General features: G+C 43.6%; 16 protein-coding genes. 6 read left to right on the forward strand and 10 right to left on the reverse strand.

Annotated elements, in window-relative coordinates; all coding sequences use genetic code 11:
- From MSG38_RS06875 to MSG38_RS06890, 4 genes are read right to left on the reverse strand one after another with little or no spacing between them, the layout of a single operon-like run.
- Positions 1 to 2,439 carry a carboxypeptidase-like regulatory domain-containing protein gene (locus MSG38_RS06875; RefSeq protein WP_248401362.1) on the reverse strand — a complete coding sequence of 813 codons (2,439 nt, stop codon included), beginning with the start codon at positions 2,437 to 2,439 and terminating at the stop codon, positions 1 to 3.
- Positions 2,440 to 2,486: 47 nt separating this feature from the next.
- A complete protein-coding gene (locus MSG38_RS06880) occupies positions 2,487 to 3,197 on the reverse strand; it encodes a molecular chaperone (RefSeq protein WP_182795381.1) in 711 nt (236 codons plus the stop codon).
- Complete coding sequence (locus MSG38_RS06885) at positions 3,194 to 3,631, reverse strand: DUF4402 domain-containing protein (RefSeq protein WP_248401363.1); 438 nt, start codon at positions 3,629 to 3,631, stop codon at positions 3,194 to 3,196. The genes MSG38_RS06880 and MSG38_RS06885 overlap by 4 nt, the downstream gene beginning before the upstream one ends.
- 52 nt (positions 3,632 to 3,683) lie before the next feature.
- Positions 3,684 to 4,118 (reverse strand): DUF4402 domain-containing protein, encoded by a 435-nt coding sequence (locus MSG38_RS06890; protein ID WP_248401364.1) that lies wholly within the window; start codon positions 4,116 to 4,118, stop codon positions 3,684 to 3,686.
- Positions 4,119 to 5,144: 1,026 nt separating this feature from the next.
- On the opposite strand from MSG38_RS06890, the gene sbcB reads away from it, so the two are divergent.
- The 5 genes from sbcB (at position 5,145) to purT (ending at position 10,163) form a co-directional block, all read left to right on the forward strand.
- Positions 5,145 to 6,569, forward strand: a complete 1,425-nt coding sequence (gene sbcB / locus MSG38_RS06895) for an exodeoxyribonuclease I (protein WP_248401365.1) — start codon at positions 5,145 to 5,147, stop codon at positions 6,567 to 6,569.
- Between the two features lie 25 nt (positions 6,570 to 6,594).
- Entirely contained in the window at positions 6,595 to 6,966 is a 372-nt protein-coding gene (locus MSG38_RS06900) for a CidA/LrgA family protein (protein ID WP_004734867.1), read from the forward strand.
- A gap of 2 nt (positions 6,967 to 6,968) precedes the next feature.
- Positions 6,969 to 7,646, forward strand: coding sequence for an LrgB family protein (locus MSG38_RS06905; RefSeq protein ID WP_248401366.1), 678 nt, complete (start codon positions 6,969 to 6,971; stop codon positions 7,644 to 7,646).
- Positions 7,647 to 7,932: 286 nt separating this feature from the next.
- Entirely contained in the window at positions 7,933 to 8,820 is an 888-nt protein-coding gene (gene cdd, locus MSG38_RS06910) for a cytidine deaminase (RefSeq protein WP_017059133.1), read from the forward strand.
- A gap of 167 nt (positions 8,821 to 8,987) precedes the next feature.
- A complete protein-coding gene (gene purT / locus MSG38_RS06915; RefSeq protein WP_017059132.1) occupies positions 8,988 to 10,163 on the forward strand; it encodes a formate-dependent phosphoribosylglycinamide formyltransferase in 1,176 nt (391 codons plus the stop codon).
- 193 nt (positions 10,164 to 10,356) lie between these two features.
- Here purT and MSG38_RS06920 read toward each other — a convergent pair whose 3' ends face one another.
- On the reverse strand, positions 10,357 to 11,010 hold the full coding sequence (locus MSG38_RS06920) for a thiopurine S-methyltransferase (protein ID WP_248401367.1): 654 nt from the start codon (positions 11,008 to 11,010) through the stop codon (positions 10,357 to 10,359).
- A gap of 324 nt (positions 11,011 to 11,334) precedes the next feature.
- Between MSG38_RS06920 and MSG38_RS06925 the strand changes: the two genes are divergently transcribed.
- Positions 11,335 to 12,111, forward strand: coding sequence for a RelA/SpoT domain-containing protein (locus tag MSG38_RS06925; RefSeq protein WP_017059130.1), 777 nt, complete (start codon positions 11,335 to 11,337; stop codon positions 12,109 to 12,111).
- A 154-nt stretch (positions 12,112 to 12,265) separates the two neighbouring features.
- On the opposite strand, the gene MSG38_RS06930 is transcribed toward MSG38_RS06925, so the two are convergent.
- From MSG38_RS06930 to ihfA, 5 genes are all read right to left on the reverse strand, one after another.
- Positions 12,266 to 12,835 (reverse strand): cytochrome c, encoded by a 570-nt coding sequence (locus MSG38_RS06930; RefSeq protein ID WP_248401368.1) that lies wholly within the window; start codon positions 12,833 to 12,835, stop codon positions 12,266 to 12,268.
- Positions 12,832 to 13,335 (reverse strand): hypothetical protein, encoded by a 504-nt coding sequence (locus MSG38_RS06935; protein WP_048611489.1) that lies wholly within the window; start codon positions 13,333 to 13,335, stop codon positions 12,832 to 12,834. The genes MSG38_RS06930 and MSG38_RS06935 overlap by 4 nt, the downstream gene beginning before the upstream one ends.
- The gene (locus MSG38_RS06940) at positions 13,335 to 14,561 is read right to left on the reverse strand and encodes a molybdopterin-dependent oxidoreductase (RefSeq protein ID WP_052878254.1); all 1,227 of its coding nucleotides are present in this window, start codon (positions 14,559 to 14,561) and stop codon (positions 13,335 to 13,337) included. Before MSG38_RS06940 ends, MSG38_RS06935 begins: the two co-directional genes overlap by 1 nt.
- Positions 14,558 to 14,863, reverse strand: coding sequence for a c-type cytochrome (locus MSG38_RS06945; RefSeq protein WP_004734857.1), 306 nt, complete (start codon positions 14,861 to 14,863; stop codon positions 14,558 to 14,560). Before MSG38_RS06945 ends, MSG38_RS06940 begins: the two co-directional genes overlap by 4 nt.
- A 371-nt stretch (positions 14,864 to 15,234) precedes the next feature.
- Positions 15,235 to 15,531, reverse strand: coding sequence for an integration host factor subunit alpha (ihfA, locus tag MSG38_RS06950; protein ID WP_004734853.1), 297 nt, complete (start codon positions 15,529 to 15,531; stop codon positions 15,235 to 15,237).
- Positions 15,532 to 15,773 lie beyond the last annotated feature (242 nt).

Here is a 15,773-nt window from a genome sequence, read left to right on the forward strand (position 1 = left end):
CTAATACACCTTATGAAAATCAATGAGGTTGAATGTGAGGTCGCTTACCCAGAAATCGCCGTCCAAGTCGGCACCTTGCACGTATCGCTTGTCTCCCACTTCTAAAGTCACAATGTATTTGCCCGCGATGAGCCCCTCTACCATGTAAAAGCCATCGCTCTCAATCTCGCTCGAATACTCGGTGCCTTTCTGGATATGTTTAAAGTGCAGATAAGCACTGTTTTCTAGGTCACCTTCTACCGTGCCATCGACGCCAAATGACACCACCATTTCGATATGAGCATGAGTTAGCCCGACTTGCTTAGTATTTACAAATACGGGGTTTTGAATCGGCGTGAGGTTCAGGTCGAGTGCCCCTTCATCAATATAGATAGGCAGATTATCTCGAGCTGGAACACTTGAGAATTCAAATCGGCCTTTTGCATCACTGACTGCTCGTTGATCCAAGATTTGTAGGCTTACGCCTTGTATCGGCTGTTTGTGGTGATCGTAAACAATGCCCGTCAGCTTAGAATGGTTGTATCGATTCCACTCAACAAACTCACCAATACTTTCGTCAAAGTAAGTTTTAGCACCGAATTCGGTCGTCATCTCGACACCGTATCGATCTGCAGTTCCTTCCAGTTTAAAGAGTAAATAAGGATTCACTCGAGCTTCTAAAGAGGCAGTAAACGAAACCTCTTGTTTCTGATAGCGAGCCGATACGTTGGTCGTGAGCTCTTGAAAAACCTCCAACGGATCTAACAGGCACTCTTTGCACGCATTTCTCAGAGACAGCTCCGTTCGTTCATGATGACCAGAGCCATCAACAGTTCCAGAAATATTCCACGACGTATCCGAAAACCCGCTTTTAGCCAAGCCAATCGTATGCAGGTAATCGTCTTGATGAGAAGCTTTGATGTATCGATAGTCACCGGCGTATGAGATAAACAGATTACGAGCCACTTTCGAGTTGAGCTTAGGTTCAACACTCAATTCGTCGTCATCATCTCTTATCGTTAAAAAGGCTGTTAGATTTGCAAGCGACAGGTTGTATTTGAACACATCGTATTCCATTGACTCTAAGTCCAATTCATCGGTTTTATTGAGCTCTATCGATGCCGACTGATCGCCGTTGATCAAGATATCAAACTCCATTGGAAAGCGATTGAACTCTGGCAACCAACCGATATGACCCGCAAACCAATGCGCCGGTAAGTATCGTCCTTGAACACCAATCAAGTCTTTACCATTTTGCCTCATAAAGGCACTACCCACGGTGAAGTAATCGGCAAGCCCATATTCGAGCGACACAGCGCCAGCTCGATCTGCACCTTCATTGCCTACCACTTGCACGCCCCACTCATTACTTGGCAGAAATGCATCTTCTAAACCGGCGACGGTGATCTCTTCTTCCTGCCAGACACCTTTCGATAAGTAGTAGCGAAACTTGATGGTGTCACCGGGGGAGATGTTGTCTTCTTCAACCACGAAACGTCCAAACTCATCAGAGCGATAAGTGGTTTGATAAATGCCATTGACCAAAACATCGATACTGATGTTTGGTTGAGTGGTTCGTTCAAGTTGAAGGTTGCCGAACTCTGTCTGTCGCTTTCGGTTGGTGTAATAGAGCCCATCTTCGAGGGTTTGATTCACGGTAAAGACGCTGCCATCTAATAACACATGGCCGACTTCCAAAGAGCCTTCACCGTCATGAGCTTCTATCGCAACGTTGTAATAAACGATGGGGTTATCTTCTCGTGAATCAATCGACAAGCGAGACAAGGAGTGTTCAGTGCTTAATATGGTGTCTGAAATTGCGTAAACATCACCGCCAGTTTCACTGTCGTGATAAACCGAAGTCGCTAACCGAGTCGCCAAACCCACGGCGGCAACAGGTTCGAAAGCTGGCGTGTTTTCAGCTCGCTTGAGATCCTCGGCCTTCTTACGTGATTCATTTTTCATCTTAGAAATAGCGGCTTCCAGTTCAGTCAATGAACTGAATTCTGGAGTAACGGTGAGCCGATAATCATCAATATCCCAACGCACTTTTGCCGGGATACAAGCTTGTAAGCTGTACCAGTGAATGTAAGTTTCTGAGTCGATGACTTGATATTTAATCGACTGGATATTGTTGTCATCGCGATAACAAATGGCTTGTTCGGTATCTAAAATGTACGGAGGAGATTCTCTTCCCACATCTTGAGGCAAATACAGTTCGCAATATCCGCTTTCATCACACTGACCATTCATTTCGAGCAGATAAAAAGCGGCATTGGATATCGAAATGAAGGGTTCTTCGTAGTCATCCATCATGACACGATAAAAGCTATCCCCCACTTTCCCGACTCGAACTTCAACATGGGCTGGATAGAGTTCACTCGCCTCACTTTCTGCTTTAGATTGCGAATACGCACCAAAAGGAAACAGTGAAGCGAGCAACAAAAGTCGCCAAACCATGCAATTGAACACTGGCTTTTACAGAGTCAGCGACAATGAAACGAGCACTACAGAACACATTCGTACAGAGGCTGTTCGTTCTGAACCAGTGAGATCTTTGAGCCTTTTGGGAAAGGCTTGGTTAATTCAGCATTACGAAGTAGCACCACTTTTTCGCTATGCTCGTCTACATTCAATTTCGCAGTAAACTGAAAGTTTCCATCGTTGCGAATCTTGATGCTTTGGTTGTCACACCCAAACTTAACATCTTGCACCTGCTCACCTTTCTGAACATAAACGGGTACATAACTGTTGATGTGAAAGTTCAGTTGAAAGGCTGAACCATCACTGTTGGTTTTACTTGAAGACAACGCAATGTCTGATAGCTCTGCAGCTTTTGCTATTGGAGAAAACCACAAGTAAGCACGATATTCACCATCAGCCATGTCAGCAGGTAAAGCATTCATACGTAAGCGAACCGTGCGTCTTTGATTGGGTTTAAGTTCACGAATTATTGGTGGTGACACTTTAATCCAACTCGCGATATCTTCTGATTGCGCGATATTAGCGTCAGTTCGAACTAAGCCACTCGCCTTTACCGGGCGATAAATCGGTTTTATCTCCAAGCGAATCGGTTGATCTGAATTGTTTTCGACGACGATTTTTTCAGTCACCGAAGTGTCGGCATCCAGCACAAAACGAGTCGGTGCGATGAGTAACTGAGCATAGGCTTGTGTTGTGAAGATTAAGCCGAGAACACATGAGATAAACAACTTCATTTATAATTAACCTCAAAAGGGATTGTACTGGTGTAAAGGCCTGCTGGGTGGTTAGCGCCGATTTTCACTTTCGCACCAATACACAATAATTTGCTTCTTCCATTCCCTTTGATTTTGGCTCTACCGCGCTTGGATAAGCCACAACCAAAATAAAACTTTCTAATACGCAGGCGCTTGGATTTACGAGAATGATTTAGGTATTGCTTGGAAGGGAGAGAAACCACGATTTTTTTACCCGGCTCACCTTCAACATAAAAACGAACCACATAAACCTGACTATTGGCTGGGTTTGAATCCGCATTCTGACCCGATCCAGAGATATACATACCCGGAAATTTCACTTCCATATTCTCAGGAATAATTTCTAGCGCATGAAAAGGGCTAGAATAAAAAACAAGACTGATATAAATTGTGTATTTTAATAGAACACTCATAGTAAATACGGCTGCTTTGCAACAGCCGTAATATTATACTGGTTTCATTTATTTATTGGTAAGTGACATCTACTGCAACGTTTGCAGTATATGTACCAGCAACTAATGTCGCACTTGAAGTACGTGCAGTGCCGCCAATATTTAGATCCGCAGTACCACCCGTAAGGGTAATAGCGTTATTAAAGTCAAATTCAGCTGCAATCGTATTTACGCCATTCTCCAAGTTAGTATCAGAAATACTGACTGTTACTGCATCACCAGACTCTCCAGAAAGAGTAAATGCCGCCGCTCCTGCATCGCCTTGAGCGATAACAACGTCCGTTGTGTTATCTGAAGTGATGATACCGAAGTCAAGATCACTTGTTTTTGTCATTGTAATTGCTTGTTTTACTTCTAGTGTTGCATCAAAAGTGTCACTCACAGCGAAAACGTTCGCTGAAGAGATAGAAAGTGCAGATACAGCAACAACCTTAAAGACTTTGTTCATTTCTTTAATCCTTTATATAAAATCGGCTTTATTATTAGGGTTACCTAATAGTCAATCAAAGTTAACAATTAAGTAACAACAATCCTATTTAGAAAATATATATATTGACACTTATTTATAAAGAAATGAGGCGCAGTGAGAATAAGATCACGCAAATTGATATAAATAACACTAACGAAAATAATGGTATTAGAGTATTACTACCAATTAGATATAAAACTGGTTTTACATCTAATTCCTTTGTTTCTGTGTGTTATTTATATTTATAAAAACACCTCAACTTAAATAGTCAAAAAATAAGATAGAACATTCCCCCACTATTCTATTCAGATTCATCACTATATAGATCGACGTGTTGCAATATAGTCTCAAAAGTGAAACAAACTGATATCTACACAGTATTGTAATAAAAATGAAATATTAGAGTTTTCTTTATATCCAATTCAAACACGGATTATATAAAGTATTAAAAGTGAGACAGGTACAACTATCCAGTCAAATTAACCCCAACAATCATAAATACCGAAATTAAGTCAAATCTAAGGAGATTGTATTATGAAAAACACCATCTTTGGACAGAGCCTAGACAGGTAAATGAAGCGGTTTAAACATCTGTGCTACGGATTAGACATTTGCGCTGCGGTTTAGACACAAGCACAGCGGATTAGCTACAGGTACAGTAGATTAGCCATCAGTGAAAAAACAACGAGCGTGTTTCTAATGACACAGGTTTACAGTAAAAGACAAACAAACTCATTCGCGGTCAACCTTAAAACCCGACTCATCGCCATACAACGGCTAAGGTGAAAAGATAGGTAAAAAGAGGTAACTAGGCAGAATCACGACTATAGAAAAGCCACAATTGGTTTCAAAACCTTCCCCACTGACTCGATTGAATAGTAAAGCACCGTTTTCCGGCAATTTATTTGTGATCTGGGTTGCACGCGTACCGCATACTATCAGATACTGAACAAAACTAACCTTCAGCCACAGTAAACGTTCCGCGCTTGCTGTTCAGGAAATTCAATGAGTTCAGATAATCAGCCAACCTACTTCTTTTTCGATTACGAAACTTGGGGCGTTAGCCCAGCAAAAGACCGTCCGAGTCAGTTTGCAGGTGTTCGTACCGACCAAGATTTCAATGTTATTGGAGAGCCTCTGGTTATCTATTGCCAACCTCCTGCTGATTACCTCCCTGCACCTGAAGCTGCATTGATTACCCGTATCACGCCACAGAAAGCGGCTTCACAAGGTCTTCCTGAACCTGAGTTTATCGCTAAGATCCATGCTGAGTTAGCCAAACCAAACACCACAAGCCTTGGCTACAACAGTATTCGATTTGATGATGAAGTAACGCGTTACACCTGTTACCGAAACTTCATCGACCCATATGCGTGGAGCTGGCAGAACGGCAACTCACGTTGGGATCTGTTAGATGTAATGCGCGCCGTACACGCACTGCGTCCTGAAGGCATTGTTTGGCCAGAGAATGAAGAAGGTTATCCAAGCTTCAAACTGGAACACCTATCTGTGGCAAATGGCATTGAACACGAAAACGCGCACGATGCGATGGCCGATGTTATTGCGACCATCGAGTTAGCGAAGAAGCTGAAAGCTGCACAACCTAAGATGTTTGATTACCTTTACAACATGCGTCATAAGCGTAAGCTGAATGACCTGGTTGATATCGTAAACATGACACCATTGATGCACGTTTCTGGCATGTTTGGCCGTGACTGCAACTACACCAGCTGGATTGTGCCTATGGCTTGGCATCCAACCAATCAAAATGCGGTTATCGTGGTTGATTTAGCCAAAGATCCAAGCCCACTGTTAGAACTGGACGCTGATGAACTCAGAGACAGACTCTATACCAAACGCAGTGAACTGGGTGAAGACGAGCTACCCGTACCCATCAAATTGGTTCAACTGAACAAGTGCCCTATTCTTGCTCCAGCCAAAACGCTGACGGCTGACAATGCCGAAACCATCGGTATCGATCGCCAACAATGCTTGAAGAACTTGGCACTGCTGCGCGAACATCCAGAGATCCGCGAAAAACTGATCGGCCTGTACTCACAAGAGCGTGAGTACGAAAAGAGTGATGATGTTGATACACACCTTTACGACGGTTTCTTTTCACCTGCTGATAAAACAGCGATGAACATCATTCGTGAAACTGACCCGAACAACTTGGCAGCTTTGGATATCACCTTCAGTGACGAACGAATTAAACCGTTACTGTTCCGTTACCGTGCGCGTAACTTCCCATGGACGCTCGACGAAGCTGAGCAATTGAAATGGGCGAACCATTGTCGTGAGTTTTATGAGTGCCGTTTAGAAGAGTACATGCTCAACCTTGAAAACCTCGCGCATGAACATGAAAGCGACGAGAAGAAAATGGCTATCTTGAAGGCGGTTTATCAATACGTAGAAAAGTTAGCTAGCTAATTCCATTATCAAGAGACGTAACACTTTGAAAGAAAGATTGATCCAACTGGTTTACTGCTTAATCTCCTTCACCTTAATCATAGGTGCACTTACAGCAGGTAACGCGTTACAGCACTTTTTGGATACCTCAATCCCAGGCAGTATTTTTGGCATGTTGATTCTGTTTGCCGCCATGGTGATTGGTATTGTTCCTTCGCACTGGGTACAACCCGGTGCAAGCTTGATTATCCGCCTAATGATCTTATTGTTTGTTCCGATCAGTGTTGGGTTGATGGATCACTTCGACATGCTCATCGCGAACGCATTGCCAATTATGGCGAGCGCCGTTGGTGGCACGTTGCTGGTGTTGGTGTCCTTATCATGGTTTTTAGACCGCTTGCTTTCGAGAGGTAACTGATCATGTGGATTCTACTCACCATCGTGGTATTCCTGTTTGCTCGCTGGGTAAGTCAAAAAGTAAACTCACCGCTTTGTAATCCCCTGCTTATCAGCATTGGTATCATCATTCCGATTCTCACGTTCTTTAGAGTACCGTTTGAGACTTACTATGCTGACAACACCTGGATTACCTACATGCTGCAGCCTGCGGTTGTTGCCCTTGCTTATCCGCTTTACGAACAGCTACCTCAAATCAGAGCAAACTGGCGCATCATCACTTTTGCTTGCACGCTAGGCAGTGTGATATCGATGACAACGACAGCATTAATCGCAGTGGCTTTTAAAGCTGACTTAACTTTGATTGCGAGTTTATTAGGTAAGTCAGTCACCACACCAATTGCGATGGAAGTATCGAGCCATTTAGGTGGTGAAGCAGCGATTGCGGCAATACTGGTATTGATTGTTGGTCTGTTTGGGGCAATTTTTGCTTATCCAATCTACAATCTCATTGGTATTAAGAGCCCGATCGCCCGTGGTTTAACCATGGGTACCGTGTCTCACGCTTTAGGCACCGCGACTTGTGCGGAAAAGAATCAGGAAGATGCAGCATTCAGTTCTTTGGCTCTTGTGCTTTGTGGCGTCATTACCTCAATCATCGCACCGAGTATATTTTCGCTCGTGGTTTGGTTCTACTCTTAACCTAAACGATCACTACGCGATTCAGCCCAACCAGAATGCTGTTTATTACAGTGTCTGTTTGGGCTTTTTATTCGCATTTATTTAGCAATAGCAGTCAAGTCACGGTCTTTTACGAGCACTAAGTGCGATATCAGCTGTATAAATGGCTCTTGTAATCGATTTCAAGTGTGACCTCACTCTAATTATGCAAACCAATGTAACAACAACAATTCAATAGTGATCTTTATCACAGAAAATTCCTGAGCAATGCATAAACTTAAAGCCTAAGGTCAATTAAGGATTCAACATGAACAGTCGTATTACCCTGGCGCTGGAAAGTGCTCCATCATCAATGAAAGCGCTTTTGAGTGACATCGTATTAGCAGACAACTTTGACGCGACATTGTCTCCAGAACAATTTGCTAGCCTACTGCAAGCAAGTGGTCTAGCGGATGACGAACTACGTATTGCGCTACTTCCTTTTGCCGCTGCGTATTCTTACGCTCCGTTATCTGACTTTTATGTTGGTGCAATCGTGCGTGGTTTGTCTGGTACTCTGTATTTTGGTGCAAACCTTGAAATCGCTGGTGCTCAACTTGGTCAAACCGTTCACGCTGAGCAATCTGCAATCAGCCACGCTTGGATGAAAGGCGAACTAGGTATCTCAGATATCACCATCAACTTCAGTCCTTGTGGTCACTGTCGTCAATTCATGAACGAACTGACAACAGCAAAAGAACTTAAAGTTCAGCTTCCACAACGTGATGAAATGTCTCTGCAAGAGTACCTACCAGACTCATTCGGCCCTGCTGATTTAGGTGTGACAACTGGCCTAATGACAAAGCTTGATCATAAGTACACGACCGAAGAAACAACGCCTATTGTTGTAGAAGCACTAGCAGCACTAAACCGCAGCCATGCTCCTTACACCAAAAACCTAAGTGGTGTTTCGCTACAACTGACGTCAGGTGAAATTTTTACGGGTGCTTACGCTGAAAACGCAGCGTTCAACCCGAGCCTACCACCTCTGCAAGTCGCGTTAATTCAACTTAAACTGGCTGGCTTCGATTTCGAACAAATTGAAAGTGCTGCTTTGGTTGAAATCGCGGAAGGTAGCATCAGTCACCTAGCGGATACGCAATCTACATTAGAAGCGATTAATCCCGACATTCCAGTGACTTACTTAGCAATCTAAGTACATATAATTAACAAAAATTTAAATAAGCAGCCCTATTTAACAGGGCTGCTTTTTTTATGCCTGTAATTAACGCAACAACTTGCGCAAACGTTTGCTTTTGTCATTGAAATAAGTATGATCACCCCGTTTTCAATCAATCGTTCAAAAGATCGGAAGGAATTTCTATGTTTGGTACTGCTACTCGTGAAAATGCTACTCGTGTACTTCTATTAGGTTCAGGTGAACTCGGTAAAGAAGTTGCTATCGAGTGCCAACGTTTAGGTTTGGAAGTTATTGCTTGTGACCGTTATGCAGACGCACCAGCGATGCAAGTTGCGCATCGTAGCCATGTATTAGACATGTTAGACGGCGATGCACTTCAAGCGATCATTGAACTAGAAAAGCCTGATTATGTGGTTCCTGAAATTGAAGCTATTGCCACCAGCAAACTGGTAGAGCTAGAAGCACAAGGCTTAAATGTCGTTCCGACTGCGAATGCGACCAAGCTAACAATGAACCGCGAAGGTATCCGTCGTCTAGCCGCAGAAGAACTAAAACTGAGCACTTCTCCTTACCGCTTTGCAGACACCTTTGAAGATTTCTCAGCCGCTGTTGAATTCGTGGGCATGCCTTGTGTTGTTAAGCCGGTAATGAGCTCTTCAGGTAAAGGCCAAAGCGTTATCAAAACAGAAGAAGACATCCAGAAATCTTGGGACTACGCACAAGAAGGTGGTCGTACTGGCGCGGGTCGTGTAATCGTTGAAGGCTTCATCGACTTTGATTACGAGATCACCCTTCTAACCGTTCGCGCAGTCGACGGTGTTCACTTCTGTGCGCCTATCGGTCACCGCCAAGAAGACGGTGATTACCGTGAATCATGGCAGCCACAAGTGATGTCAGACAATGCACTTAAAGCCGCGCAATACACGGCTGAACAAGTGGTTAACGCACTAGGTGGTCACGGTATCTTTGGTGTCGAACTGTTTGTTAAAGGCGATCACGTGATCTTCAACGAAGTCTCCCCTCGCCCACACGATACTGGCTTAGTGACATTGATGTCTCAAGACTCATCTGAATTCGCACTGCACGTACGTGCCTTTACCGGTATGCCGATCAAATCTATCACGCAATACGGCCCATGTGCATCAGCGGTTATTCTAGGCCAAGGCACTTCAACCAACATTCGTTTTGAAGGTCTTACAGAGGCGCTAGACGCACCACAGACGCAAGTTCGCTTGTTTGGTAAACCTGATATCGATGGTCGCCGTCGTCTAGGTGTGGCGCTGACTCGTCGCAACAGCACTGAGACTGCGATTGAAGATGCAATTGAGAGTGCTTCTAAAGTAAAAGTGATTTACTAGCTGTTAATTACTATTTTCTAGCTAATGACTACTAATTGGTAATGACTAACTCAAATCTGAACCATTACATTCTCGCATCTGAACAATCACGAGTTCAAATCTGAACAAAAAAAAGACGGGCTATCGAGCCCGTCTTTTTGTTGGTGTTATCTTTTTTATTGAAGCGGTCTTTTCGTTAGAGAGCTCACTGCGCTTAAGCGCCTGACTCAATCAAGTACACTTCTTCGCTAAATCGAGACAAGCCTTTTTTGGCAATCTTCGGATGTTCATCGTCTGCAATATCTTGATTCAACAATGTGATTTTGTATCCAGCGAACAACTGAGTGATCTCTAGTTTAGGTACGCTAAACGGAGGCCCCGCCATCTCGCTTTGGTCATAATCTAGAGTCACCAGAAGGATCTTACCACCCGGTTTCAGCAGTTGTTTCAAACGCTCTACATACTGCACTCGCATCTCTTCAGGCAATGCGACTAAAGACGCGCGATCATAAATGGTATCGACAGGCTGGATTGGCGCTGAAAAGTAATCGCCCGTGTAGATGTTCAGTTCATCGAATTGGTAGAGCTCGTGCTGACCGCTAATTTGAGTCACAGTCGGGGTATAAAGGTGCTCTGCAAAAAATGCGCGAACCGCAATCTGGCTTAACTCGACACCTTGAACATCTTCATGCTTTGAAGCTAGCCAAATCAGATCTTCACTTTTACCACAAAGTGGAACAAACACACTCTTCTCGTAGCTAGGCTCAGTCTTTTCCCAAAATTTAATCAGAAGTGGGTTTACATCTTCGAGGTGGAAACCAATTTGGTTGGCTGCCCATTTATTGTGCCAAAATTCAGGATTATTCATCTTTCGTTCATGTTAAACAGTCATAATGCAAGGGTACAGTATAGAGAGGTAAGAGCAACCTTAGCTTGGTTTAAAGTACCAAATTGGTTTCGATAAAATCAGAAACTGGCTAAGTTCAAAGTTCTGATAATTGCGGAACTAACGGTTGGATTATTTGTCTATATCTTCACATTTTAAAGCAATATTAAACGTTAGAGTTGGTTTCTGTCTTAGCTAGCCCCATTTAATATGTAGTGAGTTTAGTTAAGCTGTTTTTACTCTTGTGCGTTACTGGTTACCCCTTTTGACTACCCGTTTTTTGTAACCTTGTATTTTGGAGTTTGAATGAGTGTATTTCTCCGTACGACGGCCCTAATGCTTCTAGTATTGAGCCGAGCGCCTGCATTCGCAGCAGCACCTGTTTCAACAAGTTCAACTGATCAAACGCGCACTCCTGCGCAAAACCAAGTATCTTCAAACGTATTCCGTCATAGTTTGAGCGGCCTTTACGGCATCAAAGCCTTCGACTCACGCCCGACTCAGCCTTACACCGACTTCGATATTCTGTACAGCAAAGCGCATCAAGGCCAAGCTGAATTAGAAACTATCTGTAAAAGTACTGCCCTACTCACCAATTCTGAAGCGCTATTTGCTGGCGTTAAATCTCAAGCTCGTGCAGAAGAAAAAATCGCCCTTGAGCTTGATGGTGATGTGACAAAAATTACCGACTTAGCCCGTGCAACTATCATCGCAAACGATGTCGAGAGCTTGGTTGAAGTTTACGAAGCGTTAAGCCGTGAAGCAGACGTTGTTAAGCTGAAAAACAAGTTTAAATCACCAGCTGACTCTGGCTACCGTGACCTTAACTTGTTGGTTCGTTTACCTAAAACCAACATCATTGCAGAGGTTCAACTTCACTTAAAAGCAATTGCTGATGTGAAAAGTGGTCCTGAGCACGAGCTGTACGAAATTATCCAAGGCATTGAGCGTCACGCAATTGCAGAACATCGCCCAATCAACGATATCGAAGCGGCACAAATTAATAGCCTAAGACGCCAATCTTTAGAGCTTTACCAACAAGCATGGCAACCGTACATCACAACGCACATTAAAGCGGCTTAGTCACTGACTAAACAATTATCATAAACAAGAACGACAAAGGGCTGCATAATCGCAGCCCTTTGTTTTATCTATTGTTTTGCTTATCGTTATCTACTGTTTTACCCACCGAACCTCGTAGAGACCAACTTAACTAGTGTTCCCAGAGAAAGCTCACCTACTTGTGATAATACTCTTTAGTGCGATTGTATAAGTCCAATGGCTTCAACGTACCATAGAACGCGGCTACGTCTTGTAGGTCTTCATCTGAAAGGTGTTTGACCACAGACTGCATGTACAAATCTTGGCGTTCATCACTTTTAAAACCACGCAGTTGTTTAAGAATATACCCCGCTTTCTGACCTTTGATGTTTGGATAAGATTGTACGAAGGGAATAATTTTGTCGCCATGACACTGGCTACATAGATTCTGAACCAACTTTTCACCTGACACTAAGCTAGGTATGTAATCTTTGGTGATTACCTTGCTATCGACAAGCGTTTCAACCTCAGATTTAGCTTCCACTTCAAGCTGCGGCGCTGGTTTCGACTCTATTCCTAATGATTCGACTCGCGAGGCAACTTTATCTTCAGTGCTCGGCTGTTCATCAGTACACGCCGACAGCAACAAAACTATTGCAGCAGCGGCTATCGCAATAGCTCTATTGGCAGCAACTCTATTAACAACAGCTCCATTTGCAACAATTCCATTCACAAGAGAGGTTCGCTTTAATCGATTGATGATCATTGGCTTTCTCCCGGCATAGGTGGCATCAAAGCGCTATCAATTGGTTTACGACGATACTTGTTCATATCGATGCCTTTGTCTTGATAGTAGGTACTGAGGTAATCCAATACCGGATCCCAAGTATCAGACAGATCCCACAGCCCTTGAGTGTCGACCATCCACTGAATGGTTTCACGCCACTGCTCTCTGTTTCCGCTGTTCTGAGCAACGATTAAGCTGGTATGGCAGGCGTTACATTGCCCTTTCACGGTCTCCCAACCGGGTGCCATGATCAGCCCCGAGGCTTTATCTACGCCGTAGTACTCTTTCGGGTTCTCTGGAACGTCTTCAGCATGAACGAGCATCGACGTTAATAAGCTACACACCAATGCCGCTCTCATTATGCCTTTACGGTAACTGCGCTTGCTGACAGGACTTGAGTCTGCATGAAATGACTGGCCATCAATCAGATTGGTAAGTTTAGAATTGCCATCAATAGGCTTATTGGAAATAGACAGCATCACGACACTCTTACTGCGATACGATGGCAACCATTAAACAGGTAACCTTTAGGATTCCATTGCGGTTGCACGACTGGCTGGCTATCGCCTTCGCTATCGGTCGCCTTCGCCCAGATCTCATAATAGCCGGTCATAGGAAGGTCTAGATCGGCTTCCCATTGTTGCCAAGCGCCCTTGTTTACTGGCTTATTCAGCTTTGCATCGTGCCAAGTGGTACCGTAGTCGTAACTCACTTGCAGCTTCTCAACGGTTCTTAACCCAGCCCAAGCATGACCACTGACTTTAACCTTTTTACCAAGCGCAAACTCTGTCCCGCTTTTTGGAGAAGTAATCAGCGACTTCACAATCATCTCTTCAATGATTCGGAAATCTTTGTTATCTACTTTCTCACCCGGAGCGATTGGGTTCTTAGGCACTTGATAAGCAGGAGCCGCCATCTTATGGCCATCATGAATCTTGTTTCGAATACTGATGCCTGTTGTGCATTTCTGAGAAACTGAAGCCGGTCGACCGCCAAATACCGTTCGTAGCGGATAACCATGGAGATATGGAATCGGCTCGCCATTCATTTCCCATGCAATCAAGGCGTTATCGTTCATCGCCGCTGCAATAGGAACGCCACGTGAAATCGCCTCACCTTTACCACTCAAGTGTTTATCAAAGCCATGGTTACCAACGTAAACCGCATCATCCTTAATGCCACAGTCTTTAAGCACATCACTGAGCAACACACCTGTCCACTGTGAACAGTAGACACCAGCATTGTTCCATTGGTTGCCTTTAGTGCTCGGATAAAAATTGTTACGGCTGTTACCACCACACTCCAATACTAGGCTTTGCGTGTGATGTTTAAACTTAGATTTGAGCTCAGCAATTGTGTAGGTTTTACTCTGTTTAACCGACTCACCTTTCACTTCGAAGGTCCAAGTATCTGGGTCCATCTCCGTAAAATCTGGCATCAAACCATTCCAACGAACAAAGGGAACATCTGCAGGAGTCACAGCAGGTGCAAGCATACTTTCTGGCGGATACGCATTCAAAGGGTTGGTATTTAAAACGGTGTAGTAATCCGGTAGATCTTCTGCTTTTGCCCACGTTAATGCATTGATGTCCAGTGCAGCTAAATCTTCAGGGCGATTCGCGGCAAATACCCACGACACCGGTAATGCAGATACTGCGGTTGCTGAAAGCGCGGCTTTAAGGAACTGTCTTCTATCTAAACTCATTGTGGTGACCCTGTGTTGTTCAGTTGGTAAAAGTAATTAGCTAACTTCTTGATGTCTTCTTCTGACAATAGTTGCGCGACTTTGGACATCGTTTTGTCCTCACGCTTACCACTTTTAAAGTCAGTCAGTTGCTCAGTAAGGTAGACTTGGTTTTGCCACTTAAGGTTGGGGATAGAGGGAAACGAGGTATCGTTGTTACTGCCATGACAAGCAATGCACATATTGGCGAGTTGCTGGTACTCAGCTGCCGAAGCGACAGTCGATAAAAAGAGTAACATCAAAGCTAAAGCGGACTTACGCAAAGCTTCTCCTTAGATTTAGATCAACAAAATAGATTAACTGGCTGTTTATTGAGCACATTACAGCAAATCACTCGGCCGATTTAAATTCAATTAGATTTAACCTCTGTTCAATTTCACTGAACGGATTTAAAAAACCAATAAGATAGACTTATTTCATACTCTCTAGCTGTCCATTTTAAATGTATGGGTAATAACTAAAGTGAGGCGTCAATGTATGGAAATACGTACGATATAGAATGCGCGAGATGCGAGATGCGAGATGCGAGATGCGAGATGCGAGATGCGAGATGATAAAAGACTGAAAGAGAGAAACAACAATAATTGCCAGACTAAAAACAAAAAGACCACGCTAGGCGTGGTCTATTGCTTGGCTACTTCTCGATTTTAATATTTTCAACTCGGGCCTTTAGTTTTTGTCCCGGTCTGAAAGTAACAACACGTCGAGCAGAAATTGGAATGTCTTCACCAGTTTTCGGGTTACGACCAGGTCGCTCGTTTTTCTCGCGAAGATCAAAATTACCAAAACCAGACAGTTTTACCTGTTCGCCATTTTCGAGTGCTTTACGAACTTCTTCGAAAAACACTTCAACCGTTTCCTTGGCATCCCGCTTGCTGTATCCGAGTGTCTCAAACAGGTTCTCAGCCAAATCGGCCTTAGTGAGTGCCATAAAACTTTCCTCAAAGCTATGTTAAACATTGCTACTATCGTGAGTAGCGCCAAAGCATTTACCCTATTCAATCAATGAGATAAGGTCATTTACAAGGAAAGTGTATGCCAAGCTTCTGATTTTCGCCAACTTTTTTATCTTAACTATTTAATTATTCTTTCAAATCAGAAAGATAACTCGCTTCAAAATTCACATATATAGCTAAAAACCATCTATTCAACAGCCACCAAATGGAGTTATAT

Source organism: Vibrio sp. 1CM24A (assembly GCF_023161725.1).
Lineage (GTDB): Bacteria > Pseudomonadota > Gammaproteobacteria > Enterobacterales > Vibrionaceae > Vibrio > Vibrio coralliirubri.